Below are 23,071 nucleotides of genomic sequence, written 5' to 3' on the forward strand. Positions count from 1 at the left end.
ATGTCAGTGGGCCCTTTATCCGAGGAGGCCGCCATGGCGAGCACGGCACCGGCACCTGCCTTGTCCGACGCCGGTGCGCCGGGAAACATGGGCGACGTGCGCAGGAGCAACCTGTCCCTGGTGCTGGGCAGGGTTGCGCAGTCCCCGCACGGCTCCCACCTGACGCGGGCGCAGATAGCCGCAACCACCGGACTGACCAAGGCGTCCGTCTCCAGCATCGTGCTGGATCTTCTAGAGACCGGCATCCTGCGCGAAATCGGACTGAACCCGCAGGGGGAACGCGGCCGCCCGGGAGTGGGGCTGGAGCTAAACCCTGCACGCGGTGTTATCGGCATGGAAATCAACGTCGATTACATAGCCGCCGGTGTGACGGACCTTTCCGGGGCCATAGTCGCCCAGGAGATCCGCGAGCGGGACAACCGAGACAGTGACGACGCCCCGGTGGTGGCCGCCCTCGCTGCGCTTGCGGCGGAGGTGCGGGCGGCGGCAATGGAAAAGGGCGTGGAGGTACTCGGGGGAGGACTTGCCGTTCCCGGACTAGTTGATGCCGGCAATTCCACTGTTATTGCAGCCCCCAATCTCGGCTGGCAGGACATCACACTCGACCTGGACCGGCTGCTTCCCGGTGTGCCGTTGGGGGTCACCCTCTTCAATGAGGCCAACGCTGCTGCCCTTGCTGAGCTCGCCCGCGGAGCGGCCCACCGGCACGACTTCCTTTATGTCTCAGGCGAAGTGGGTGTGGGCGGAGGCTTGGTGATCAGGTCCGAGCTTTTCACCGGCCCGGAGGGACATGCCGGAGAAGTAGGGCATATTGTGGTGGACCCCGAGGGCAGCCGTTGCTCATGCGGCGGAACAGGCTGCCTCGAAACCATCGCCGGCCAGGACGCCATCTTCTCGGCCGCGGGTGTTGCAGGCAAAAGCAATTCAAGGTCGGAAAGCATGTCGGCACTCGTGGCAGCGCTTAGCGGGGAGAAGCCGGAGGCCGTGCGTGCAGTCCAGCGTGCAGGGAGGTCACTCGGCGTCGCAGTGGCATCCACGGCAAGGGTGATGAACATCGGGTCGGTGGTGCTCGGCGGCCACTTCGCTGTCCTGGAACCGTGGCTGCGGCCATCGCTGGATGAAAGCCTGGCCAGGTATGCACCCGGAAAGGTCTTGCCGGAGCACATCAGCATTTCGGCCGTGGGAGAAGGCGGCGCGCTGCTGGGTGCTGCCGGCAGCGTGGTCCGTTCCCTTGTGGAAGCGCCACACCGGCTGCAGTCCTGAATCCCTCGCCACCACCCCCGTTGCCCTATCACCTGTTGCTGTTTCGCTGCCCTTTTGGCAACTTCACGTGATAGGGCATTACCGGGAAATAGGGAAGCGCCCCGGTCCTTGGACCCGGGCGCTTCCCTTATGTGTGCCCCAGGAGGGAATCGAACCCCCGACCGGCGGATTAGAAGGTACTGGTTTTCGTCCTTGTTCGACAGCGCGCGTTACGCCCTACATTTCGGGCGAAAAGGCCCCCGCAACTAGTGCTTTGTACTCATTGTTCGGCGTTGATAGTCGTTGTTTCCGGTGGGTAAGCGGTGGGCAAGACAGGCTAACCGAAGGGGGGCGTGATGCCCGCGATACTAGCTAGGAGAATGGCGCACGGGTACCTGGGCTCGTTTTATGGATGAGGGCTGGCGTGGTTGGAACCCGCTCGTCCATGCCGCCAGATCCTCGCACCGTGTGCGGCTGCGAATGCGAGCCAGGCTACCGCTTGCAGGCCAGCCCGAACGCTCCGCAGACGACAGCAACAGAAGGTAGTGCTGCGCCAGCGTTGCGTAAGCTGGGTCGGGCGCTAATCCTAGTGGCCGACTTTGGCATAGCTTTCCTCGCGACGAATCCGACCAGAAGCCTCAGAGACGCAGTCCATTCAAAGACCAGCAGGCTTTCGAGTTCCGTCCACTACTCACGTGAAAGTCGACCCATCTCCCTCACCGCGCACGGATGCCGTGAGCATCATTCTTACATTCGACATCGGCGATGAACCAGGAGACGAGGCTCTGATGGCTTCATCCGGAATCGGCAACGATCACCACCGGCAGCAGATAGCCGAAAAAACGATAGGGAAATTCATACGTCACGTAGACGATGCATAGGCAACAGCAAGGGTGCCACAGGTGGTACGGCTTAGGCGTGAATCCTCTCTTGTGAGCGCTGAAGGCTAGGACAGCCACTTTTGGGTGGTTCAAAGTTCCCCTGCCCTCCCTCCTGAGCCTGTGGTGGTCTCCTGAATGGCAGTTCTGCTGTTGGCACCGCGGCGCGGCCGGCCCTGCCGCCACCCGGGAATAACCTGGTTGAGTTGGGCTTCTTTAGCCGCAGCCAGTTTCCCGGCCCGGTGATCGATGCGCTGGGTGTGCAGCCAAACGCCCAGGGTGCGCTCGTGCTGGTCCTCGGTCTTGCTGTGGCGGGGAAACTCGTTCCCGGCGGCAAGATAGGCAGCGACTTCACCCAGGCGCTGCTGCCACCGGGCTGCGTCGGCATCGCGTTTGGTCGGGTAATCCCTCCAGTTCGGGATAGTGTCTAGCGCCTCTGCAAGGACGGGGGAGAGGGTGCCATGAGCTGCCTGCTCACGCCGCCGCTTCAGCCATCCGGCCAGTGCTGATTCGCGGGGGGACCTTCCGTTGACCGGCAGCCGGCCCTCGCTTTCATAGAACACCAGGATGTCGTCGAGGTTCCGTTGTCCGGCCGCTGTTACCCGTGCTGGAACCCGTGGCAGTGCTGCCTGATGCTCAGCCCGCAGGCCGCGGTCCTGCTTCGCGGCGATTGCGAGGTGATACCTGACGACCGACTCGGCCACGCGGGCCACCACGGCGATTTTCGAGGCCGGGATGCCCTTGCGATACATCAGAACCCACTCCGGATATGGCGTCCGGCGTTTGGTCTGAGTCATGGAATCTGAATACCTTGTGCAGACTGCCCTGACCGCTCCTGGAAGCTTTCACCCGTGAGCCTGTCGATCTTGCGCAGCCCGCGAAAGATGGCTGTCACGATCAGGATGACGCCAAGCATGACCAGAAGTCCGCCGACAAGGAAGAGGAGCGTGTAGAGGTCTTCGTCGTTCCGGTACTCGGGCTTGGAGAATCTGCCGCCAATAGGTCCATACAGCCACCACCCCGCAGGCAGCAGCAGGACACCGGCGAGGAAGATCCAGGCGTTGTGCGTCCGGTGCATCAGCTGTCACTGGCCCGCGGGGCCCGGGCTGTCCGCGTCAGCTCAGCAATCCTGAGCCGCAGGAAGACGATGGCCAGCACCAGGGCGTAAACCGCCAGACCGGCCAGGACCAACGTCAAAGCCGCGTACAGGATGCTAATGATGCCAAAAGCTGGAACTGGATTCACTTCTACCCCCAAATAGTCGTTGACCCAAGACTATGCGAGGCGGTTAGGGCGCGCCCGCGGCAACAACTCTTGTTGCAGTCAGCGCTCAGCTACTTCTGGCTCCGTCGGAGCTATGGGTCTCCGCGCTCTGGATTTCTACCGGATCGGGGAAGCCTCTAGGGTGACTGTCTCGGCGCGTATTTTCGTTGGAACCGGACCCGGCTTGATTGTGCGTCACTACAACATGACCGACTTCGACACTACTTCATTGAGGCCTCTTGACTGAGGGCCCGGACTCCGTGGGGAGGACGGGCCGCTCAGCGCGTGCGGCTAGGTCAGACGTCCGTAACTGTGTCTCGTCGAGCGTCGTCGGCATTCGCTTCGGACGAAGTGGCCTTGGGTTCTACAAATCCGACTACAGTTTTCAAATCCGCCAGGTCTGTGCTCTGAAGAGGGATGAAGAGAGGTACTGCGGTCAGCGCCATCTCGGACAGGTAGTACTTCGAGTTTGAAGCTCCGCGGCCTGTAGATGAAGATAGGTCGCAAATGAGCCGCCGATTGGCCGCTCCTACAGCCGTCGTCACGGAAACTACTTCTGCTGCAGAGCCCAGCGCTGTGGCTACGTTAGAGAGTTGAGCGTCCTTGGCGATGTTTACTTCACCCATGCCCGCGTAGTCGATCCTGGACTCCTTGGCGGCCATACTCAGAGCCAGTATCCTGATGTCTGCACCGGCAGCCCGCTCACTCACCGATGCAACGGTCTGCCTGGAATCGGCTCCCTCAATTTCAAGGTCTGAGATCCTGCTGTTGGTAAAGATGGCCGAATAATCTGCGATATTCAATCCGAGGCCACCAGCTCCCAAAAACCAGGATTTCTCCGCCGCCCCGCTGGCAGCCTCAACAACTCGGCATACCCTCGCACGAAGTCGTGAAGCGTTTGCCTTCATGAGGCGCTGAAGGTTGGCTGGAGAACCTACGACTCCTGAAGCCAGAATGGACTCGATCTCTATATCCGCACCTAGCCTGGTCCAAAACTCCTCATCGTCAAGGTCATCCATCTCCAACAGAAAGGAGAGAGAAGATGCATCAATCGACGGAACGGAAGCCACGGCTACAGGAAACGTGCTTGCTGGCTCGCCTGACGCGATCCATAAAGCCTGCATGAAGCTGTTGATTGCATTGGAACGGGGTGTGTCCAGAGCTAGGGCCGCCGCCTGGACGGCTTCCTCAATATGATCCGGGGAGGCATGGCTTGCGCTCAAGAAAGCGTCAGCTACTGTCTCCGTGATCGTCTCAGCGCGAGGTTTCCGAATCACGCCTTTGCCACCCTGCAAAACGGCGCGGGAGATCAACCCTGCATACGGGGACTTCTTGGCACCCGGGGCAAAAGCTTGCAAACTATCAGAGTTAGCAACCAGCACTTTGTTTTTAGACGAGAGAACTTGGAGGCCAAGCTCAACCTCTGTCTCTGCCTCCACCGCCGCAGATGCTGCCAGCGGCATGAGGATCGAGTGATCGTCCTCGCCCAATAGCACGATGTCCTCTTGCAGATACTGCGGGTTGCTGTTGGCCCGAAGGTATACAAGCCGCTTTTCCTTCGTTCCCGGCCAAGTGAGAACAAGGTCTGGGGAGTAGGTGTTGTTGAAGTACTCGGTGCTGTGAACTTCAACTCTGGCATCAGCCGCACGGAAGTCATCAGCTACCGCGTCCTTTATCGAGTTCACGCTTGAGCCCTGGCCATCGACCGCGACATCAGTTTGCATTTTCGTATTCCCGCCTATCGCGTATCCGGTTAAGCTCAATTCGGTCTTCATTCGAAATGACCAGCTTTGTTTGTTTTTGCGATAGAACGATCAGCCAAATATTGTCGACCATGTGTGCCACGATCTCCATGTCGACGATCTGAGCAATGGGCCGCTTCTCGTCCTCGCCGAATACTTTATCTCTGTGGCGCTCGAGCGCCCTCAGGATATTCTCGCTGGAGTGCAGTTTGTCCCACGTGTCCGCCCGAAAGGGCGCCCAAGTAATCCACATGAAGTGCTGCGCCAAACGAGAGTACCGCGCCAACGTGCAATACGTCTGGGCGAGAAACTTGTCAAAGTGAGTACCCTGGTCCGCAGCTTTAGCATAATTTTTCGACTCGGCAACGAAGGTTTCATTCTCGAAGGGCCGACCGCGAAACACGCCTCCGAGGTCGTAAGAATAAGGTTGATCGCCGTACGGCCACATGAAGGCAAGCCGGTTTGGGCCCCCGTCGTCCATATTGGTGTAGGAGTGCCTGACCCTAGTAGTCGAGTCGAGCCACAGCTTTGCTTGTCGCGTGCCCTCTTCTCCAGCTTTGTGTTTCTGTTCCCCCGGCGCCGGTGGTTTTTCAATTGGCATGCCCCATAGTAGCCACGACTGCGAAGCGACATGCGAAACCCAGCCGCAACGTGACACGGCTTTCTAAGCACGAGACTACTGTCGACCTGTTACATGGAACGGGCGAGGTGTATACTTGGGGCGTTAGTACAAGTGAATATCCTAATAGGAACCGACCAAACGAATCTCTTAAGGAGGGGTTTTGTTTTGGCCGGTTTTTTTCTGTCTCCACGTCAGGCACGTGCGAAGTACGCTGCTGCCGTGCATTGGGCTAAGGACGACGTTGCCGAGCGTTTCTTGGACCTCAAAGTTGCCAATCTTGCAGCTCAGATAGAGCTGCTTTCTGCAAGTAGCTCCAAGCTAACAACTGATCAGGCATGTCAGCTTGCTTTATTGCTCCTGGAAGCGGCTCACTACGAAGGTTCCGAAAATGAACACTGAGTCGCGAACCTCCGCAGACACGGAGTCCTGCACCGAAGCAAAACTTCAAATGTGCCTTGCCCGACGGTCCAGACTGCGAGTGTGAGCCAATGAGCACAGAAAGCAACAACTTCGGTGAGCGGGAGCCTGGGGAGCCGCCACGTGCCGCAGCGTCAGTTATGAAACTGAGGAGGATTTCCGAGTGCAAGATAACTCCTCCAACCACCTGGTTGGGTCGAGGATGGCTTCCCGACCGCGAGATAACAGTTCTGGTCGGCGAGGAGGGCATAGGTAAGTCCCTGGCCTGGGTTCGGTGGGTGGCGCACATATCGACGGGCCGAGCAGACTTGAGCATCAATATGCCAGCTCGTCAGCCTCGTGATGCTGTCGCTATTGTCACGGAAGACAGTCTCGGCGAGGTAGTCGCTCGACTGAAAGCAGCCGGTGCAGATCTCAACCGCGTTTTGCTGTTGAGCTCGGAGGATGATGGCACCGGCACTCCAATTTTTGGCAATAAGTTCTCCGGGGATATGGCGACCCTTGATTCCTATCTTGACCAAGACGAACTGGATGTTGCCATCGTCGTTGTCGACTCTTGGGTGGATACTGTGGCGTTTGGCTTGAGTCTTAAAGACGGGCAGCAGGCCCGCCAAGCGCTGCATCCGTGGAAGGTTCTTGCTCAAAAACATGAGTTGGCTGTTGTGCTGGTGACCCACACAAATCGAATGAACTCCGGGAATACACGTGATCTCATGGGTAGCACAGCGGTTTTGAGGCAAAAGGCCAGAATGGTGCTGTTCGCAGCACGGAGTCCTGAGGATAAGTCCGGAGGAGGAAACTACGTCTGGATAGGCCCAGAAAAATCTAATGTGACGGGCAAAGCATTCGCGGTAAGGTACCGCCTCGACGTACTGCAGGACCGGGCAGCTACAGAGGACGACCCAGGCACAACGGCACGTCTTACCGAACCTCACGATACTGGAACGACGATCGGAGACCTGGTCTCCAGTTGGCAATCGCAGAGTGATGCTAACGAAAGGCCGACAAAATCGGCAGAATGCCAACGCGAGTTGAGAAGGTACGTGAGGGAGCATGGCGGCTCGTGTTCCTCTAGCGATCTCAAGACCCACCTACGTAAGACCTACGGAAAGGTTTTAGTAGAAAGGCTGATGTCGGCCATGGGCAAATCCCGAAGAGAAGGATTTGGCGGGGGCTATTCTTACAGGCTTGATGAACAGCACTCGGACGGATCGGAACCAGAGACGGCTGGTAAGCGGGAGAAGTATGGGAAGCATGAGTTTAGAAACATGGACATACTTTCCGTGCTTCCCATAGTTCCTAAGCAACCGACTACAGGAACCGAGGAGGAGAGCATGACCAAGCCCTTACAGGCCGGGGATCCATGCAGTACGTGCAAGCTTGGGGCGATCACCGAGGCAAATGCAAGACGAGGCGTCACACAATGTTTAGAATGCTTGAGGCGGGCATAAACTTACTCGGGCGATCGATAAATGAATCTCGCTCGGGACGTGAATGTTCCGGAGATGGGTCTTGCTTACGATGAGGCTTCGCGACGCCTGAGCGCTTACGGTGGCGCCCGGGAAGAGATAAGGGCTATGGCCGAACCCACCGAGGCGTGCGCCTGCGTGCTGGAGGGCTGGTTTACAAGAATTCGCCTGAGATTGACGAAATTCCTGTGCCCGGACAGCGCATACAGCAACCGTACGGAATCGGTGGGCCTTTGGGCATCCGGCTGGAGGGAGGAACGCAAGGAACCAATGATGGACAGCAATGATGTCAACGGCGGGCAGCAAAGCCAAGGGCGAAGCGCAACTCACCCAGCCCGTTGATTCAAGCGCCAACTGGTTCATCGTGAAATACTGCCGTACTTCAGAATCGAAGCGACGGGAGCATATATCCGGGAGAGGCCTATGCTTTTTGCATGAAAGCACTCCCATATGCTGAGCAAACCGCGATTGCACATGTCCACTGGGGGACTCAAGAATGAAATGCCAGCTACTAGCAATCGCAGTTTTTCCAGTTCTTCTGTCCGCTTGCTCCGGGATGCCCCCAGCCACGCCCACAGCGCCAATAGTGGCTCCGGCAACTGCTACTCAGTCGGAAGCAGCGAGCCCGGCTGTTACCGAAAGCAGCGCCGCCTCGGGAACCAAGTCATCCCGGGGGAACCTGATCAAGAAAGTAGGCGAAGGCGTCTCCGTGACGGACAAAGAAAAAACTGTGGCAAGCTTCGTGATCAACTCAATCCAGGTCGACCCGCCATGCACAGGCACCGTTGCCAGGCCGCCAAAAAACGGTCACTTCATTGCGCTCGACGTTTCCATGGAAACACCTGCTGCGCTAGCGGAATCCGTCAATCCAGAGTTCGGCCTTTCGGGCTCTGCATGGAAGGCGATAGCAGAAAACGGGACGACCTTTAACGGCGGTGTTTGGACCCTCGAGGGTGTCTTGTGTCTAACGGATGCGGAACGCTTTCCCCCGAAGCTTGGCCCCGGGGAGAAGGCAACGGGGAAGATCGTCTTAGATGTTCCTACACCAGTAGGAATCCTCGTCCACAAGCAGGGGTTTATGACGACTGGCTTTGAATGGGAATATCCAACGAAGTAATTGGGACAGCTCCAGGTCCGGCGCGTGACCTTTGTCTGGCCTCGCAGGGCGTTCGGAAGATGGATTGGACTGACAGGAACTGCGATTGGGCCCCACCCCCGGGACAGCCCAGCATGGGCGAGTTCGTGCTGGAACTGGGTGCCTCCGTCCCTTACACCGCGCTCAGCAAGACCTGGAACAACAAGGATGTCCAGTGACTGGTACTGGCACTACCGCCCTGGCTCAGCAACATGGAATAGTAGACAGCGTTTAGGGCAAACCCGTACCAGGTGGCAATGTTGAGCTTTGCCTTCCGCTTTGTCGTCGAAGGCCTGGATACCAATGGTCCAACCTGAACAGCGACGCTGGCAATCATTACGGCCTTCGCTCAGCTAGAGCGGGCCAAAAAGCGCGGATGAGTCGGGGGCTCCATCGACTGATAGACAAAATTTGTAACTAGAGACACACGTCAGTTCCAAATCTCATGCAGCATTTGGCCGTGTCGAGACGCGGAAACAAACTGCGGTCGCACACGAGCCCATATTTGATCCAGGGTTCTAGACGCTACTAGCAACGCGTCAGACGATAAGGAGTGATCTTCGGCAGAACGGGGATCGTAAACAGCCTTGTGCAGGCGGAACAGGTTGTCTGCTCGAGCCGCGAAGGGCGGATGAGTGGTCGAGGGTGTTGGTGGTCGACCGAATATCAACAAAGCATCGTCCACTATCTCGTGCACTTTCATCACGAACAAAGCGCTCTGAAGGGCCACGTTTGGCGGTACGGAGTCCAGGTGCGCTGCTGACTCCGCTACCGCCCACGCACCAACTATGTCCGCACGGAACTCCTCCTCAATGTCTGTCACGACCTCGACAGGAAAGTCTCCTACGGAATACCCCATGTACTTGAGCAGGGCGTGGCAATATTCGTGCCCCAAGACGAAGCGTTCCGCATAGTTGATCAGAAGGACGAGCCCAGGTAAATACTTTTCTTCAGGGGCTCTCGTAGTGGGGAACTGAGCATCGCCATCAAAGAACCAGGAACTGAGGGAGTTGTAGGCGACATCTAAACTGGCGCTACTTGTGTCCAGTACTTGCTCGACTGCTTCGGGCGAGGGGTCAAGTGTGACGAGGCGTCCCGGCGGGGGGTCAGTCGGCTGCCAACTCATGATGACTGCTTTTGACAGCTGATAGTAGGCGTTCATCATACCTGAAGCGACGGCGATTACCGTATAGTCCTTTACGCTTCTCGTCCATGCCGTACTGCGGGGTTGACCAAGCGTCCCGATAAGAATGTGTTCCAATGAATTGGTCACCCCATGAGAGCGGCCAACGCGGGATTCTAGAAAAATTTCGATAGACGCCGCTTGTCGTGCGAGCATCTCGAGATAAACGCCATTCTCGGCACCGTTGGGCGATGCACGGAGGATAATCTCCCTGGTTCGAGCAAATCGCCGCATCTCGGTTACGGCGTCGTAGGTGAACGGACCCGCCCGCAGCCGCCCGTCAACTGCGATTGTTTGTGATTCTCGTTCATCTGCAGCCTGAAGTGCCTGTGCAAGGGCAATGTCCGGCTGTGGCCCCCCAGTGGCCCATTTCTTCTGCGCCCTCTGTAGGACTTCACGGGCTTTTGAGAGACCGAGGTCGTTCAAGGAACTCAACTTATTTCGGTCAGGATTACGCCGCCGCCGCTCCAAGTCTGCTCGAGCTGGTCTGACCAGTTGGAATTTGCCTTGAAGAGCCCCTGTACGACGCCGACGCTTTCGTCCCTCGTCTCTGCCAAGACGGTAGCAACAGGAGCCAGAGCAGCGCTTGCGGCGCTAAGTACCTCGTCGGCCAAAGTTTTGGTTGGGTTCCTAATGAGGTTCAGCAACTTAGACATCACCGTTCCCTCATTTTTTGTTAGATCCTCATGCACCTTCTTCATGACCTCGCCGACGTGCCTCACGTCCCCGTCACACTCAGCAACCATGATGAAGACAGCTAGTCCACCAACAACTGTCCTCGGAAAGAAGATCGGAGCGCCTTCGCCCAGCGTGAACGAAATGGTTTCCCCTGGATGCACGTCATATATGAGGTTTTTCGTAATTTCTTTGGGCGGCATGACGATCGGGGGTTCGCCGCTCAGGTCAACTGCCGCGGAGACGAAATAAATCTGCTCTCGGTTCCTGAGCCAACCCCACAGTCCGTCCCAATTTCCGTTGACTGTCAGAGACTTCAAAGCCAGGCCCCGAGGCTGATCAGACTCGGGGAAATCGTACTCGTCGTTGCCAAAACCTGATGCCGGTTCGGATACTTCGCCCGAGTAGCCCATGCTCTTCGCGTACTGGAACTGTGGTCTCGCCGTTTCTTGGGTGCTCATGTCGGACTGCCTCTCGAATTTGCCGAGGGGTCCAGATGCGCAACTAATGCTTGCTGGGTGTTTCCTTCGACAGTTTTCAGTTTCCCCACGCCAGACTTGGAAAAGGGTGACATTCACCCTTGTCCAATGCCCGCGATAATTAAAGGTCCTCCCCTATGAGTTGCGCGTCAAGGTCTATTCGTAAGGAGGGTAGTCCCTAACAACGGCTAGGGGAGTGCCCTCAAACGTGCGCATTCGTTCAACACCACAACTGAAAGCGCACAACACAGAAACGACTCGCCTTCCGACCTTACTGATCGCTCACTCGTGGGCCTTCCTGGGGGAGCAGCACAAACCGAGAGGGCGCCTGGCTATTCCTTTCCCGCAAGCCGTAGGAGTACCGTCTCAAGTGACTGCACCTACGCCGCGGAGGTTTGCATAATGTCGGACGAGGACAGCGGGGCCCGCGAAGCTAGTCCGCTCGATTATCCATGGAATTTTCCCTACGGCCTCTGGCCTGATTGCAGGAAAAAAGTTCTTTGACATACAACTTGTCAAGGGTCGACGCTTGGGGCAGTCTCACCAGCGCGAAGGCACGAGTGAGTTCTTTTCGTCCTACAGCTTGAACAAGGCGTTGGTCGAAGCGAATGCCGCTCCCCTTGACGCTCGTTTCCTAGTTGTAGCTGTAGGTTCGAATTCGAGTCCAGAAGTGATGAGGCGGAAGTTTACTCAGTATCCCGCGCCTGTCAGTAGAGTCCTGCCCTTGATACGCGCGGAGCTGCAAAACGTTGCGGTTGGACACTCTGCCCATGTAAGCCGTGCTGGCTACATCGCCGCGGCTCCCTATTTTCGGATTGGAGCTTGTAGTGCGGTCTGGGTGTCGTGGTTGGATGAGCGCCAATTGCTAGCACTCGAGGAGACTGAGCCTAATTATCAGCGTATTCAGATTGATGGGCATTCGTGTCCACTTATTGTTGAGAATGGGGAGCGTCCGGAAGCTTACTCGCTGTTCACCTCGCGCTGGGGCGTTCTTACTGATCCTGATGGACAAGAACTTCCGTTCACGGACCAAAAGACTCTTTTTGGACAACTAGCGTCTTCAGAAATGTCAAGAGATCATGTTGACGTTGGTAAGGCGCTGTTTCTAGGAGCACCTGAGCTTGTCGCCAAGAAGCTACAGATGCCCTCTAGTCAGCTATGGGCGCGAGAGTGGTTTCGAAAAGCAGGGCTTTCGCGGCCTTCCAACTTCAAAGCGCATGAACTTGTGGACCTGCCCCAATACGGAGACGTTGCATCGATACCGCACGTAAGTGAAAAATCTGCCTTTCGCGCTCTACAAACGGACAACCTAATTGATCATCAAGGGCAACAGTGCATTGCAGTTCGTACGGATGAAGCCGAAGAGCTGGGGATAAAAGGAAACGCCATTGTAAGTTCCTTTTTGCCAGAGCCCAAGCAAGCACCTCGGCCAGGATTGATGGTCCGCGTGTTACGGGTAGATGGATTGGAAAAGGGAACTGCTCTGGTAGACCAGATAGTTCGCAACGCGCTGGGCATAGAACGCCAAGAGTTTGTTACATTGCAGCCCTGTTTGCCTCCTCGTGCAAGCCGTGCGCTCGGCGTACTAGGGGAGCCCAGCTACATTGTCTGTAGAGTGCAAGCAGCCGACCTCGCCAGCGTAGAGCAAGAGGTTGCGCTGCTAGATCCATTGGCCATGCGATTTTTGGGCATCCTGCAAGGCGACGCCGTTGTCCTCGAAGGCGTGCAAATGAACGACGCCAAAGTCCTCCAACCTGTGCGCCTGCGGGCTATTGAGCTTCCCGACAGTATAAGTGCGCGTCGCGATTCCTTGTCGGGGGGCAGTTTTGAATCGCGGTTCCCCAATTCTGCTGATGCAATGGGTGTATTTCCAGACTTGCCAGCCATTTTTTCGGATGCAGCGATACGATCAAGGCTCGGCTTGGGAAGCAGCAAGCTGTCAGCTATAAGGATTCGTGCCAGCAGAAAACACCAACTGTTGACCCAATTGCGGGAGGTGTTGCTAGTTCTCGTCCTGGCTCTGATCGGGGTAGTGTCCGTTGTTCCAGATCGCTGGGGCGTTTTCGCAGCGATTCTCGTAATTTTCGCAATAGCAATCGTCGTAGTGTTCTACAGGCTACGGGGGCAACTCAGTCTACGAAGGAAACCCTCGCCCCTTTTGCAAGCTCTCCGAGCAAGGCTGGCTAGGGGCCTCGAGTGAGCAGCGGAAAGTGGCGACACTAATCGGGATTGAAATTGACTATTTATCCGACCAAGACGGCCGCGCGTAGCAAATCCCTAGTGCTTTACGTAATGGTCCGGCTACTACTCGCGCGCTGTAGGCCGAGAAACTTCGAGAACTTTGGAGAATCCAATTATACCAAAGGAACCATTGGTATAATAAAAGTGTGAAAAGGGGCCTTGGTGGTCAAAGAAAGCCTTTAGCGCTTGCGTATGTACGAGTTTCTACTCTAGAGCAGGCGGAACAGGGCGCTTCCTTGGAAGCCCAGAAAAACGTACTTACGGCAGAAGCTGCTATCAGGAATTGGGACGTTGAAATCATCGTAGACGAGGGAGTCAGCGCGAAAAGTTTGAAGCGCCCAGGTTTGCAATTGGCGCTGGCGAGATTGGATTCCGGGCAGGCTGATTACCTCCTTTCTGTAAGACTTGATCGGGTCAGTCGTTCTGTGGCTGACTTCGCTGGGCTGCTTGACCGTGCTGGCCGTAAAGGCTGGGGTCTTGCCCTGCTTTCCCCCAACATCGACACGTCAGACGCTGCAGGCCGCTTCACGGGCAATGTATTAGCCTCTGCCGCACAGTACGAGCGGGAACTTATTGGGGCGCGCACGCGCGAAGGAATGGCCCAGCGAAGGGCCGAAGGGGTCAAGCTTGGCAGGCCTCGTAGCCTGGCCACAGCAGTATCGGATGAGATAGTCAGCTTGCACAGACTTGGGCAGTCCCTAAGCGGCATAGCCAGGGAGTTGAACGACCGAGGAGTTCCGACCGCTCAGGGCGGAGCTCGGTGGTACGCCGCAACAATCAAGAGAATCATCGATTCCAGAGCTGACAATCAGACCTTGGACGACACGCCCTAGAACGGATTGAACATTGACAAAGCCGTGGGTGGTCAGAGAAATCGAAGTACAGTTGCGCGACTATCTCCATTCCGACCGCCTGAAATTTGTCAAGCAATTGGCGGTTGCCCTCGCACCGGATGGGGAGAGCATAGTTGTGAGCGCGGTGTATGAGGATGGTCGAACGAGTATGTCGACCTTCGAGGGGGACGCTGACTTCAATGACGTGGGCGACATCATTGCGGTCACCATTGAAGACCTGGCCGCGAACAGCGAGGGGGTTGCTGGCCACATGGCAGGGAACACGCCGCTATCCGCAGAGATTCTTGCCCCGTTCCCCAAGGTCACGCATCGCAGAGGACCTGCCCCGAAGCTACCCTGGGGTGGGCAGTGGATGCCCCCGCTGCCTATTCCGTCGATAAGGTAGGGAGGGCAGCTCACACAGAGTCGGTTGCTGTACCAAATGTCGTGCACTCGTCCTCATCGGACACTGCGCCGGTTGCTATGCGCTCAGCAGTCATGAGGTATGCGCGTTCGATGTAGTCCTCAAGATCCTTGGTAGCCACACGCCACAAGCCCCGGCCACCAACCTGCAAACCACGCAACTCCCCAGTTCCCAGCAACTGACGAACAGTAGGCAGGCCAACGCACAGCTCCTCAGCAACCTGCGAAATAGTCAAAAACCTGGGACACTTCGGCAACGCATCATCACTCACCTGACAACCATAAAGCTTTGGGACCAACAGTTAAGGGGCGGTCCGAATTACTTAAAGTTTCGGAACCCGCCCCTCGCAAACTGCTCGAAGTACTTTAGTGGGCAGCTTCGTACTGCTCGACGACCTCAGCCTGAATGCGACCTCGGGTATTCACCTGGATGCCATTATCAGCCGCCCACTGGCGAACAGCTTTGGCGTCAGGGACTGCTTGGGGTGACGGCTTGCGGGTCGTATGGCGAGCCCGGCCACTAGAAACCTTACGGCCAGCGTTGGTAAAACGGTCGAGAGCTTCACGCAGTTCATTCGCATGACCGTCATTCAGGTCAATCTCGTATTCGGCGCCGTCGAGGGCGAAAGACACCGTTTGATTCGCTTCCGAGCCGTCGATGTCATCTTCAAGGAGCACTACTGTCTTTTTTGCCATGTACCAAGGCTATCAGGCAGAAATGACTGAGAAAGGCGGCAATGCGCCTCAGGGGAGTACAGCTCATAGGCGCGATGACTTCCTCCATGCAAAAAGCACGTTATTGTTTTTGGACCCCCCGCTGACCAGCCGTTTTGTTTGAAAACATTGTTTATGCGTCCTCGCGAATGCATATGCGGAAGAACTACCGGGAGTAACTACCGTCGCCGTTTACGGTTCTTTTTGAACTCTTGATTGTGGATTTTCCCCCTGCTACATACATTTAGGAAGCATCACGCCGAGAGTCAAAGCGGGTTTCCATGTAGGGCAGCAGGGACCCGGGGACGCTGCTAGGTCCTCACAACGCCGCGGATTTTCCATGCACCGCTCTGTGCCACGCATAGTACTTTGCGTTATGGGGCCCGAAATTCGATACCTTCCTGCCAGCCAACTTGCCGACGTGCTCACTCAGCGCCGGGGAGGTTGCAGCCTTTGGACCAGTCATCAGCTTGCCGTCGGCTCCCACGCTAACAAAGCCCCTCTCATACAAAGCATCGCAGCCCAAAGCGCAGGCAGCCATAACCACGTGTTGGTCTACTCGCTCAGCCTTCGAACACTTCGATCGCTGTTTTATGTGGGCAGTGACCAGCAAATTCCGCGGGAGTTCGCGCCCGCACAGAGCACACTCAAGTTCCTTTTTGCCTTTGAAAAGAAGGCTCTTCAACTGCTGGTGCTCGGCGCGTGTCTTGACCGTTATGGTTCCGTCGGCGCCGACGACAATAACAGTCTCATGGTTCTGCGCTTCGCCGCTGGGCAGCCCGTCGTAGAGGAGGTCCTCCGGATCGGCTACAAGACCGACTTTGCGCATGATCCAAATGCCGACTTCATTTGCTAGATCGAAGAAGTACCCAAGGTTGACCGACCCGTGTCGACTGAAGGGTGACCCTTTCCCAGAGTTGCTTTGCCGCAACTCTAGGGGCAGGCTGTCGAGAGCCAAAGCAACGTCAAGAACGTCGTACTTCAGCTTCAGTTCCCGTCCCGACTGGATCCATTCGCCACCAGCGTGGGGGTTCGAGGCAGGGTGGGAGCCAACCAGGACGCGGCTTATAGCTCGAATTTGACCTTCAGCGTAGTGCACCACCACGTCGCCAACCTGAGCCAGGTCCATGCGCTCCCAGTGGTGCTGCTTTCGGCCCTGCTCCGTAAGGAGCGGCGCCCATGCGATGCCCATATCCAACTCACGGGCGTAGCTTCTTCCCTGGTTCACCCACCAAAACTTTGACATTGATTCCCTTGTCTGCTCGTAATCTCCATCGAGCCTACCTGTCTAGCAGTTTTTGCTGTTGCACCTGTCCTCGTGAGAATTAGTACGTAGGAAAAACGCGCCCTGCGGATTCTCGGAGCAATCCGGGTAATTCTCGTTGATCCCCTCTACATGGTCCTCCAGGGTTGGAAGAGGTTACCGTCCTCGCGGATAGGAAACTCGCCGCCCGCAATTCGCTCTAAGTAAGTCGATGATCTGCTACGTCCTGCTCGACGACTTCTGCTTGTTGCGACCTCGTGTATCTACTTGGTTATCATTCTCTGCAGCCCATTGCCGAATTGCTTTTAGCCAGCTCCTCCTGTCGACGGGGATTTGCGAGCGTTCTTGCGGGTCCGGGCATGTGTTTCAATTCGGCCGGCCTTTGATGGAGCGGTGGAGGTATAACTCCGCACCGTCGACGTCGATGCTCACATCTTGGTCTCCTGTTGACGCCTAAAACCGAGTCCACGCGACGGTTCCCGTGCTGGCGTCGTCGGCAGTGTGACTCCTGGTTTATCCTGAACCGGATTGTCTCTCAGCTGAAGCCATCTCTTGACGAACCGTGTGGGCGGATAGGGACCGCGCATGCAAGCGAGGCGAGGGCGCGTAGTTCCATGAGGGACGATTTCGCAGAGCGCGTTATCGTCCGCAGAGCGCGAATCGGGCAATACACGCTTGCCAGAAGCACCGGCATTGCAACTCAGGCCAGCCAACTTTCCAGCATGTCGAGCCGGGCGTGGGGAGATGCGTTGCCATAATGAGGAGCTGAAGCGTTTGGGGCGTCCTTCCTGGCCCCTGTGTCGATGACGGGGGACCAGTGAAACTTAGTTCGTTCAAGATCGAGAACCATAGCCGGTTGGCGGATTGCACTCTCGAGGTACGCAAGCATCTCGTAATCGTCGGTCCAAATGACGTAGGGAAGTCGTCGCTACTGCGATGCCTTGACCTGCTGCTTGGTGCCTCGTCTGCCGCACTCTACGGGAGAATAGACGCCACCGATTTTAGGGATAAGTCACTGCCATTTGTTGTTGAAGCGACCCTGACTGATCTCAAGGCGGACGACTTCGCACTGTTTCCCGATGAAATTTACGTCAATCCGGTTACTGGAGAGAGACACCTGCGAGTGCAGTTGACCGCAAGCCTTGACTCCGAGGAGACACTCACCGCCATGAGGACTGCACCGGACGGTGCAACTGGTAGGCAGATGTCGCGGGATCAGCTGGCGGGCTTGGGCTGGAAGACAGTAGGCGCAGCGCATTCGTCTTCCCGCGACTTCAGAGACGACCGCAACGCTTCGCTGGACGATATCATTTCCGCGATCGAGCTTGGAGACGAGGAAGCGCAATTTGAGGCGCTTGCCGCAGCTTTTCAAGGTCAACTTGATGGCTCACCTGTTTTAAGAAAGCTTCGATCAAGGCTATCCAATCAGCTCAAGAAGGCGCTCCCTGAAGGCATTGAGCAGGAGGACCTAAGTTTCGTTTCGACTGCCACCGAGGACTTGCTGAGTGACGTCAGGCTGCAAATTCGTCGGAAGGGCGAGCTGCGGAACATGACTGAACAGTCAGACGGGGCAAGGGCTCTCTTCGCTATCGCGCTGTACGACCTCGTTGCTGAGTCGGCGAACATTGTGGCCATCGACGAACCCGAGATACATCTTCATCCGTCCAGCCAACGAAGCTTGGGACGCTTACTCCGCGATGGTGCTAACCAAAAGATTTTGGCAACTCATTCACCGGATATCGTCGGCATCTTCGACGTTGACGACGTCGTTGTCGTTAAGCCCGGTGGCGTCGTGGTTCAGCCCTCAGCCGGGTTTCTTGACGATGAGGAGCGGCTGCTCGCGCATTGGTGGGTGGCGAATAAGTTAGAGCCCCTAACCTCCAGACGGGTAGCGCTGGTCGAAGGATCGGCTGATCGAATCATCATTCAGAAAGCGGCGGAACTGACGGACCGGGACCTCGACCGGTTGGGCGTCGCACTGGTGGAGCTGGGCGGCGCGGGCGACGTCAAGTACGTTCACAAGTTGTTCGGAACCTCGGGCTTCAACGTGGCGATGTCGGTCCTTATTGATCGCGATGCAGTGAGTGAGACTGAAGCTCACCTAGGTTTGACAGAATCTGAGTTCGCGTTGAACTCAGTGTTCGTGTCAGAGGCAGATTTAGAGGACGAATACACTTCTGCACTTGGTCACATCGAACTCTTTGCGGCTCTGGAGTCTTCAAAGTTATTCACAAAGAACGAATTGAGGAACTGTATGCGGTCGGGGACCGGCAAAACACTTCTCCCCTCTGATGTCGCCGCTTTTTGCCGGTTCAAATCAAGTTACAAGGTCCGGGCTGCCTTGGTTGCGGCAAGCATTATGGATCCGGCGTCAGCACGAAAGGTCAGCAGCGTTGATGCATTGCTGTCTGACGTGATGGAGCGCACAGAGTGGTAGTGCCAACGGCTAAGCAAGCCCTCATTCGAGATTCGCCGGAACTTAGCATGCTGGTCATGGCTCCTGCGGGATGCGGTAAAACCGAAGCACTAGCACTCCGGATTGCAGGACTCATCCAGCGGGATCAGGTACGTAGACCTCGAAGAGTCCTCGTCGTCACATTCTCTAAAAGAGCACGAGACAACATTCGCGAGCGTCTCAAGGACTACGTAGATTCCCGCAAGCTTCAAGATATGGTCACCATTGCTAACTTCCATGGCTTGGCAGCCAGAATAGTCCGCGCTCACGGGAACGTCATAGGTGTGGAGGCGGACGCTGTGCTTCCAGATTCTGACTGGGTTGCCGTTGAGTGCCGACTTCGTGGGCTCGGCTACGACCGTACAGATGATGTGCGCCGCGTTCTTCGCAACACCAAATTGCAGCCGCTTACAGACGAGGAAGTTCTACACGCACTTCGCGAGCACGGGGACCCGATAGCGGAGTTAATCGAATCTAAGCGGCGAGAGGAGGGGCGGCTTACCTACGAAGACCTGTTACGTCACGCTGAGGTTATCCTCCAAAATGAAGTTGTTGCGGACATCTACACCCAACACTTTGAGTGTGTGATCGTAGACGAGTTCCAAGACTTGACCCTTCAGCAACTACGCCTAGTCAGGAGCATCGGCGGCGACAAAGTAACTTACGCCGGAGACCTCGCACAGGGAATCTATTCGTTCTCCGGTGCTGCGCCCAACGCTGTTTACGAGTCAATCTTGGAGTATGCGGAGAAGCAGGTCGTTTTCGCCGAATCCCATAGGTCGTCTCCTGCTGTGCTGGACCTCGTCAACGCTCTAAGGAACTACACCGGTGGTGAGCACCTGACATGCGCAGCGCCGGACGCCTGGTCTGAAAATGGGCTAGGGGGTGTAGCATCCTTCACCACCACAGAGACTGAGGCGCAGTGGGTTTACAAATTCGCATCCTATGTACTGGAGCGTGCTCCTACTCATCGCGTCGGCGTCATTTGCCGCACGGCAGGGAGACGCCGATTTGTAGACGAAGCCTTCAGGGCTGGAAGCCTGCCGTGGCACCGATGGGACGACCCGTTGTTGGACAGGGAAACTGCGAACGCAACTCGTCGAATTCTGTCTAACCTTAATCGCGCCTCGTGGGAGGGTGCAGAAAATTTCACCAAGTTCCTCATGGATTTGGCAGATGCCGAGGCACTTCATGACCCAGATACGCGTACCTCCCTGCGAGAGGCACTGGAGTGGGTGCATGACGAACTGGTTCGAGGCGCTGAAGCAGCGGATTTGCTTGCTCGGATCAAGGTCGGTGACTCATCCGCATTTATCAGCGCTCCCGGCGTTCATCTCCTGAGTGGACACGCGGGCAAGGGGCAGCAGTTCGATTGGGTATGCGTGGTTGGGGCGGAGGACGGTGTGCTTCCATTCTTCAAGGCGACCTCCACCGAGGAACTAGCTGAAGAGGCACGTGTTCTCTCCGTCATGATTTCGCGGGCCCGGCATGGGGCGCTTGTTTTGCACTCGAAAGCGGTCGCGGACTCATACGGGAAGGTTCGGAGTAAGGAGGCTTCTCGGTTCGCCAGCTCACTGAAGACCGCCCCACTATGTCTGACCGGTTCCGCCATTGTTGAGTGGCTGAAAGCCGCCGACTGGCAGAAGATTTCTGCCAATTAGACATACACTGCCATCCACCGCTGCTGGACGCAAAAGCCCCTAGCCCGAATCCGTAAGGGCGAGCTGGGGGCATTTCTGGAAACATCCGGCTTTTCAATTCGGATACCTTCAAGCCTACGGGGAGTTTTCGTGCAACTGTCGTGGCTGGACGGCGGCAGAATGGGTCTTCTCGCCCGATAGCATGATCAAAGCGACCCGCCAATCCATGACCCCGTATGAGGATCTCTCTTGTCTAGCAACAACTACGCCAACTTCATTTGGAGCATTGCCGACTTGCTGAGGGGCTCCTACCGCCCTCACCAGTACGGCTCCATCGTCCTGCCGTTCACCATCCTTCGGCGTCTCGATGCGGTGCTGGCGGAGACGAAGGAAGATGTGCTGGCGGAGTATGAGAAGTCCAAGGACGGCGGCATCCCGCTCACTGTGCTTCTTCCGCGTAAGTCGAAGCATGCGTTCTATAACACTTCGAAGTATGACTTCCAGAAGCTGACAGGCGATGCTGAGAACGTCCGCGATAACCTGCTCGACTACGTGCGCGGGTTCTCTGACAACGTGCGCGACATCTTCGAGAAGTACAAGCTCGAAGAGCGCATCGAGGAACTACACGAGCATGACCTGCTGTTCCTAATTGCGCAGCAGTTCGCTGCCATCGATCTTCATCCCAGCAATGTCACAAACACTGAGATGGGTTTGATCTTCGAGGAACTCATCCGCAAGTTCGCGGAGTCTTCCAACGAGACCGCCGGTGAGCACTTCACTCCGCGTGAGGTCATTCATCTCATGGTGGACATTCTCTTTGCTCCCGATGACAACGATCTCGACAAGGCACACATCGTCCGCTCCATTTATGACCCGACCGCAGGTACCGGCGGCATGCTGTCCGTCGCGGACGAGCACATCCGAAAGATGAATCCGGACGCTACGTTGACCCTTGCTGGGCAGGAACTGAACCCTGAGTCCTACGCCATCTGCAAGGCAGACATGGTCATCAAGGGGCAGGACATCGGAGCTATCGTCCTCGGAAACACTCTGACCGACGACGGGCACGTCGGCAGAACCTTCAACTACTGTCTGTCCAACCCTCCGTTCGGTGTTGACTGGAAGAAGTCGCTGCCCGTCGTTCAGAAGGAACACAAGGAACAGGGGTATGAAGGACGATTCGGTCCCGGACTTCCCCGAGTCTCGGATGGCTCGCTGCTGTTCCTGCTGCACCTGATCAAGAAGATGCGCCCGGTGCGTGACGGCGGTGGTCGCGCTGCCATCGTCCTAAACGGTTCGCCCCTGTTCACAGGTGGTGCTGGTTCAGGTGAATCAGAGATTCGTCGGTACATTCTTGAGAACGATCTGCTGGAGGCGCTCATCGCACTGCCTACGGACATGTTCTACAACACCGGCATCTCCACTTATGTGTGGGTTCTGACAAACCGGAAGTCTGAGGAACGCAAGGGAACAGTTCAGCTCATTGACGCTTCCAGCGACCAGTTCTATCGGAAGATGCGTAAGAGCCTTGGTTCCAAGCGCAAGGAACTCGGGAAGAAGCACATCGAGCGCATTGTGAAGCTTTACGGCGCGTACGACGATGGTGAGTCCGAGTACAGCAAGGTGTTCAAGATCGCAGACTTTGGCTATCGGACAATCACCGTTGAGCGTCCGCTCCGGATCAACTTTGCTGTCAATGACGACCGCGTTGTCTCTGCGCTGGCGTCCAAAGGGCTGGCGAAGCTGACAGGAAGGGAAGCGGAGGCAATCCGTAAGGCACTGTCAGCGCTCAATCCGGAGCACGTGTGGACAAATCGTGATGACTTCACCGCTGACATCCGGACTGCGGTCAAGAACAGCGGAGCGAGCCTGACTGCACCTCAACTCAAGGCACTCGTCGCTGGACTCTCCTCGCGTGATGAATCTGGAGAGATCAGTACCAATGCCAAGGGCGCACCGGAAGCCGACCCTGACCTGCGTGACACCGAAAACGTCCCGCTGACAGAAGATGTTCAGGCGTATTTAGAGCGGGAGGTTCTGCCGTTCGCTCCCGACGCTTGGATTGATGAGTCGAAGACGAAGGTTGGCTACGACATTCCATTTACCCGGTACTTCTACAAGTATCAGGAGCCGCGCTCACTGGAAGCTATTGATGACGACCTTGACGCGGTGCTGGGTCGCATCCGTGCGCGTCTGGAAGCGGTGAAAGCATGAGTGGCCTGCATCCTTATCGGGAGTACGAGGACAGCGGTGTTGTGTGGTGGGGAAAGGTGCCAAGGGGGTGGTCAGTCGGAGCTGTAAAGCATCTGGCGACCCGAATAACTGATGGCGCACATATTTCTCCGCAGACCGAGGGAGGGGTTCATGACTTCGTATCGACTCGCGACGTTACCTCA

21 protein-coding genes are annotated in these 23,071 nt (G+C 56.7%); 11 read left to right on the top strand and 10 right to left on the bottom strand.

Annotation, left to right across the window (positions count from 1 at the left end; all coding sequences use genetic code 11):
- Positions 1–33: 33 nt before the first annotated feature.
- Together AC5RVY_RS16700 and AC5RVY_RS16705 are read left to right on the top strand one after the other, a co-directional pair.
- Positions 34–1,263 (top strand): ROK family protein, encoded by a 1,230-nt coding sequence (locus tag AC5RVY_RS16700; RefSeq protein ID WP_493955809.1) that lies wholly within the window; start codon positions 34–36, stop codon positions 1,261–1,263.
- Positions 1,264–1,937: 674 nt separating this feature from the next.
- The gene (locus AC5RVY_RS16705; protein WP_493955810.1) at positions 1,938–2,123 is read left to right on the top strand and encodes a hypothetical protein; all 186 of its coding nucleotides are present in this window, start codon (positions 1,938–1,940) and stop codon (positions 2,121–2,123) included.
- Between the two features lie 89 nt (positions 2,124–2,212).
- On the opposite strand, the gene AC5RVY_RS16710 is transcribed toward AC5RVY_RS16705, so the two are convergent.
- The 5 genes from AC5RVY_RS16710 to AC5RVY_RS16730 all read right to left on the bottom strand — a co-directional run bounded on the left by AC5RVY_RS16710 (position 2,213) and on the right by AC5RVY_RS16730 (position 5,726).
- Positions 2,213–2,917, bottom strand: coding sequence for a helicase associated domain-containing protein (locus tag AC5RVY_RS16710; RefSeq protein ID WP_493955811.1), 705 nt, complete (start codon positions 2,915–2,917; stop codon positions 2,213–2,215).
- Complete coding sequence (locus AC5RVY_RS16715) at positions 2,914–3,198, bottom strand: hypothetical protein (protein WP_493955812.1); 285 nt, start codon at positions 3,196–3,198, stop codon at positions 2,914–2,916. Before AC5RVY_RS16715 ends, AC5RVY_RS16710 begins: the two co-directional genes overlap by 4 nt.
- On the bottom strand, positions 3,198–3,365 hold the full coding sequence (locus AC5RVY_RS16720; RefSeq protein WP_493955813.1) for a hypothetical protein: 168 nt from the start codon (positions 3,363–3,365) through the stop codon (positions 3,198–3,200). The genes AC5RVY_RS16715 and AC5RVY_RS16720 overlap by 1 nt, the downstream gene beginning before the upstream one ends.
- Before the next feature lie 314 nt (positions 3,366–3,679).
- Positions 3,680–5,158, bottom strand: coding sequence for a hypothetical protein (locus AC5RVY_RS16725; protein WP_493955814.1), 1,479 nt, complete (start codon positions 5,156–5,158; stop codon positions 3,680–3,682).
- Positions 5,097–5,726, bottom strand: coding sequence for a hypothetical protein (locus tag AC5RVY_RS16730; RefSeq protein ID WP_493955815.1), 630 nt, complete (start codon positions 5,724–5,726; stop codon positions 5,097–5,099). Before AC5RVY_RS16730 ends, AC5RVY_RS16725 begins: the two co-directional genes overlap by 62 nt.
- Before the next feature lie 186 nt (positions 5,727–5,912).
- Between AC5RVY_RS16730 and AC5RVY_RS16735 the strand changes: the two genes are divergently transcribed.
- The 3 genes from AC5RVY_RS16735 to AC5RVY_RS16745 all read left to right on the top strand — a co-directional run bounded on the left by AC5RVY_RS16735 (position 5,913) and on the right by AC5RVY_RS16745 (position 8,750).
- Positions 5,913–6,146: a hypothetical protein gene (locus AC5RVY_RS16735; RefSeq protein ID WP_493955816.1), complete on the top strand. Its 234-nt coding sequence runs from the start codon at positions 5,913–5,915 to the stop codon at positions 6,144–6,146.
- Between the two features lie 89 nt (positions 6,147–6,235).
- Positions 6,236–7,615: an AAA family ATPase gene (locus AC5RVY_RS16740; protein WP_493955817.1), complete on the top strand. Its 1,380-nt coding sequence runs from the start codon at positions 6,236–6,238 to the stop codon at positions 7,613–7,615.
- A 727-nt stretch (positions 7,616–8,342) separates the two neighbouring features.
- A complete protein-coding gene (locus AC5RVY_RS16745) occupies positions 8,343–8,750 on the top strand; it encodes a hypothetical protein (RefSeq protein ID WP_493955818.1) in 408 nt (135 codons plus the stop codon).
- Between the two features lie 448 nt (positions 8,751–9,198).
- Here the strand turns inward: AC5RVY_RS16745 and AC5RVY_RS16750 are convergent, their stop codons facing one another.
- On the bottom strand, positions 9,199–10,377 hold the full coding sequence (locus AC5RVY_RS16750) for a hypothetical protein (RefSeq protein ID WP_493955819.1): 1,179 nt from the start codon (positions 10,375–10,377) through the stop codon (positions 9,199–9,201).
- A gap of 5 nt (positions 10,378–10,382) precedes the next feature.
- Positions 10,383–11,087: a hypothetical protein gene (locus AC5RVY_RS16755; protein ID WP_493955820.1), complete on the bottom strand. Its 705-nt coding sequence runs from the start codon at positions 11,085–11,087 to the stop codon at positions 10,383–10,385.
- 865 nt (positions 11,088–11,952) lie between these two features.
- On the opposite strand from AC5RVY_RS16755, the gene AC5RVY_RS16760 reads away from it, so the two are divergent.
- The 3 genes from AC5RVY_RS16760 (at position 11,953) to AC5RVY_RS16770 (ending at position 14,585) form a co-directional block, all read left to right on the top strand.
- Positions 11,953–13,305, top strand: coding sequence for a hypothetical protein (locus AC5RVY_RS16760; RefSeq protein ID WP_493955821.1), 1,353 nt, complete (start codon positions 11,953–11,955; stop codon positions 13,303–13,305).
- Between the two features lie 187 nt (positions 13,306–13,492).
- Positions 13,493–14,179, top strand: coding sequence for a recombinase family protein (locus tag AC5RVY_RS16765; protein WP_493955822.1), 687 nt, complete (start codon positions 13,493–13,495; stop codon positions 14,177–14,179).
- 28 nt (positions 14,180–14,207) lie between these two features.
- The gene (locus tag AC5RVY_RS16770; protein WP_493955823.1) at positions 14,208–14,585 is read left to right on the top strand and encodes a hypothetical protein; all 378 of its coding nucleotides are present in this window, start codon (positions 14,208–14,210) and stop codon (positions 14,583–14,585) included.
- Between the two features lie 10 nt (positions 14,586–14,595).
- Here AC5RVY_RS16770 and AC5RVY_RS16775 read toward each other — a convergent pair whose 3' ends face one another.
- The 3 genes from AC5RVY_RS16775 to AC5RVY_RS16785 all read right to left on the bottom strand — a co-directional run bounded on the left by AC5RVY_RS16775 (position 14,596) and on the right by AC5RVY_RS16785 (position 16,445).
- Entirely contained in the window at positions 14,596–14,874 is a 279-nt protein-coding gene (locus AC5RVY_RS16775) for a helix-turn-helix domain-containing protein (protein WP_493955824.1), read from the bottom strand.
- Between the two features lie 94 nt (positions 14,875–14,968).
- Entirely contained in the window at positions 14,969–15,298 is a 330-nt protein-coding gene (locus tag AC5RVY_RS16780) for a histone-like nucleoid-structuring protein Lsr2 (protein WP_493955825.1), read from the bottom strand.
- A 337-nt stretch (positions 15,299–15,635) separates the two neighbouring features.
- The gene (locus AC5RVY_RS16785) at positions 15,636–16,445 is read right to left on the bottom strand and encodes a hypothetical protein (protein WP_493955826.1); all 810 of its coding nucleotides are present in this window, start codon (positions 16,443–16,445) and stop codon (positions 15,636–15,638) included.
- Positions 16,446–17,397: 952 nt separating this feature from the next.
- On the opposite strand from AC5RVY_RS16785, the gene AC5RVY_RS16790 reads away from it, so the two are divergent.
- From AC5RVY_RS16790 to AC5RVY_RS16800, 3 genes are all read left to right on the top strand, one after another.
- Positions 17,398–19,017 (top strand): ATP-dependent nuclease, encoded by a 1,620-nt coding sequence (locus tag AC5RVY_RS16790; protein WP_493955827.1) that lies wholly within the window; start codon positions 17,398–17,400, stop codon positions 19,015–19,017.
- Positions 19,017–20,696 carry a UvrD-helicase domain-containing protein gene (locus AC5RVY_RS16795; RefSeq protein WP_493955846.1) on the top strand — a complete coding sequence of 560 codons (1,680 nt, stop codon included), beginning with the start codon at positions 19,017–19,019 and terminating at the stop codon, positions 20,694–20,696. The genes AC5RVY_RS16790 and AC5RVY_RS16795 overlap by 1 nt, the downstream gene beginning before the upstream one ends.
- A gap of 228 nt (positions 20,697–20,924) precedes the next feature.
- Positions 20,925–22,889, top strand: coding sequence for a type I restriction-modification system subunit M (locus AC5RVY_RS16800; RefSeq protein ID WP_493955828.1), 1,965 nt, complete (start codon positions 20,925–20,927; stop codon positions 22,887–22,889).
- Positions 22,890–23,071: the final 182 nt, after the last annotated feature.

Source organism: Arthrobacter sp. Ha26 (assembly GCF_059091705.1).

Excerpts from the sequence above, each read along its gene's own strand:
- AC5RVY_RS16725 (WP_493955814.1), bottom strand. The coding sequence starts at position 5,158 with ATGAAGACCGAATTGAGCTTAACCGGATACGCGATAGGCGGGAATACG.
- AC5RVY_RS16730 (WP_493955815.1), bottom strand. The coding sequence starts at position 5,726 with ATGCCAATTGAAAAACCACCGGCGCCGGGGGAACAGAAACACAAAGCT.
- AC5RVY_RS16755 (WP_493955820.1), bottom strand. The coding sequence starts at position 11,087 with ATGAGCACCCAAGAAACGGCGAGACCACAGTTCCAGTACGCGAAGAGC.
- AC5RVY_RS16785 (WP_493955826.1), bottom strand. The coding sequence starts at position 16,445 with ATGGACCTGGCTCAGGTTGGCGACGTGGTGGTGCACTACGCTGAAGGT.
- AC5RVY_RS16740 (WP_493955817.1), top strand. The coding sequence starts at position 6,236 with ATGAGCACAGAAAGCAACAACTTCGGTGAGCGGGAGCCTGGGGAGCCG.
- AC5RVY_RS16700 (WP_493955809.1), top strand. The coding sequence starts at position 34 with ATGGCGAGCACGGCACCGGCACCTGCCTTGTCCGACGCCGGTGCGCCG.
- AC5RVY_RS16710 (WP_493955811.1), bottom strand. The coding sequence starts at position 2,917 with ATGACTCAGACCAAACGCCGGACGCCATATCCGGAGTGGGTTCTGATG.
- AC5RVY_RS16715 (WP_493955812.1), bottom strand. The coding sequence starts at position 3,198 with ATGCACCGGACGCACAACGCCTGGATCTTCCTCGCCGGTGTCCTGCTG.
- AC5RVY_RS16780 (WP_493955825.1), bottom strand. The coding sequence starts at position 15,298 with ATGGCAAAAAAGACAGTAGTGCTCCTTGAAGATGACATCGACGGCTCG.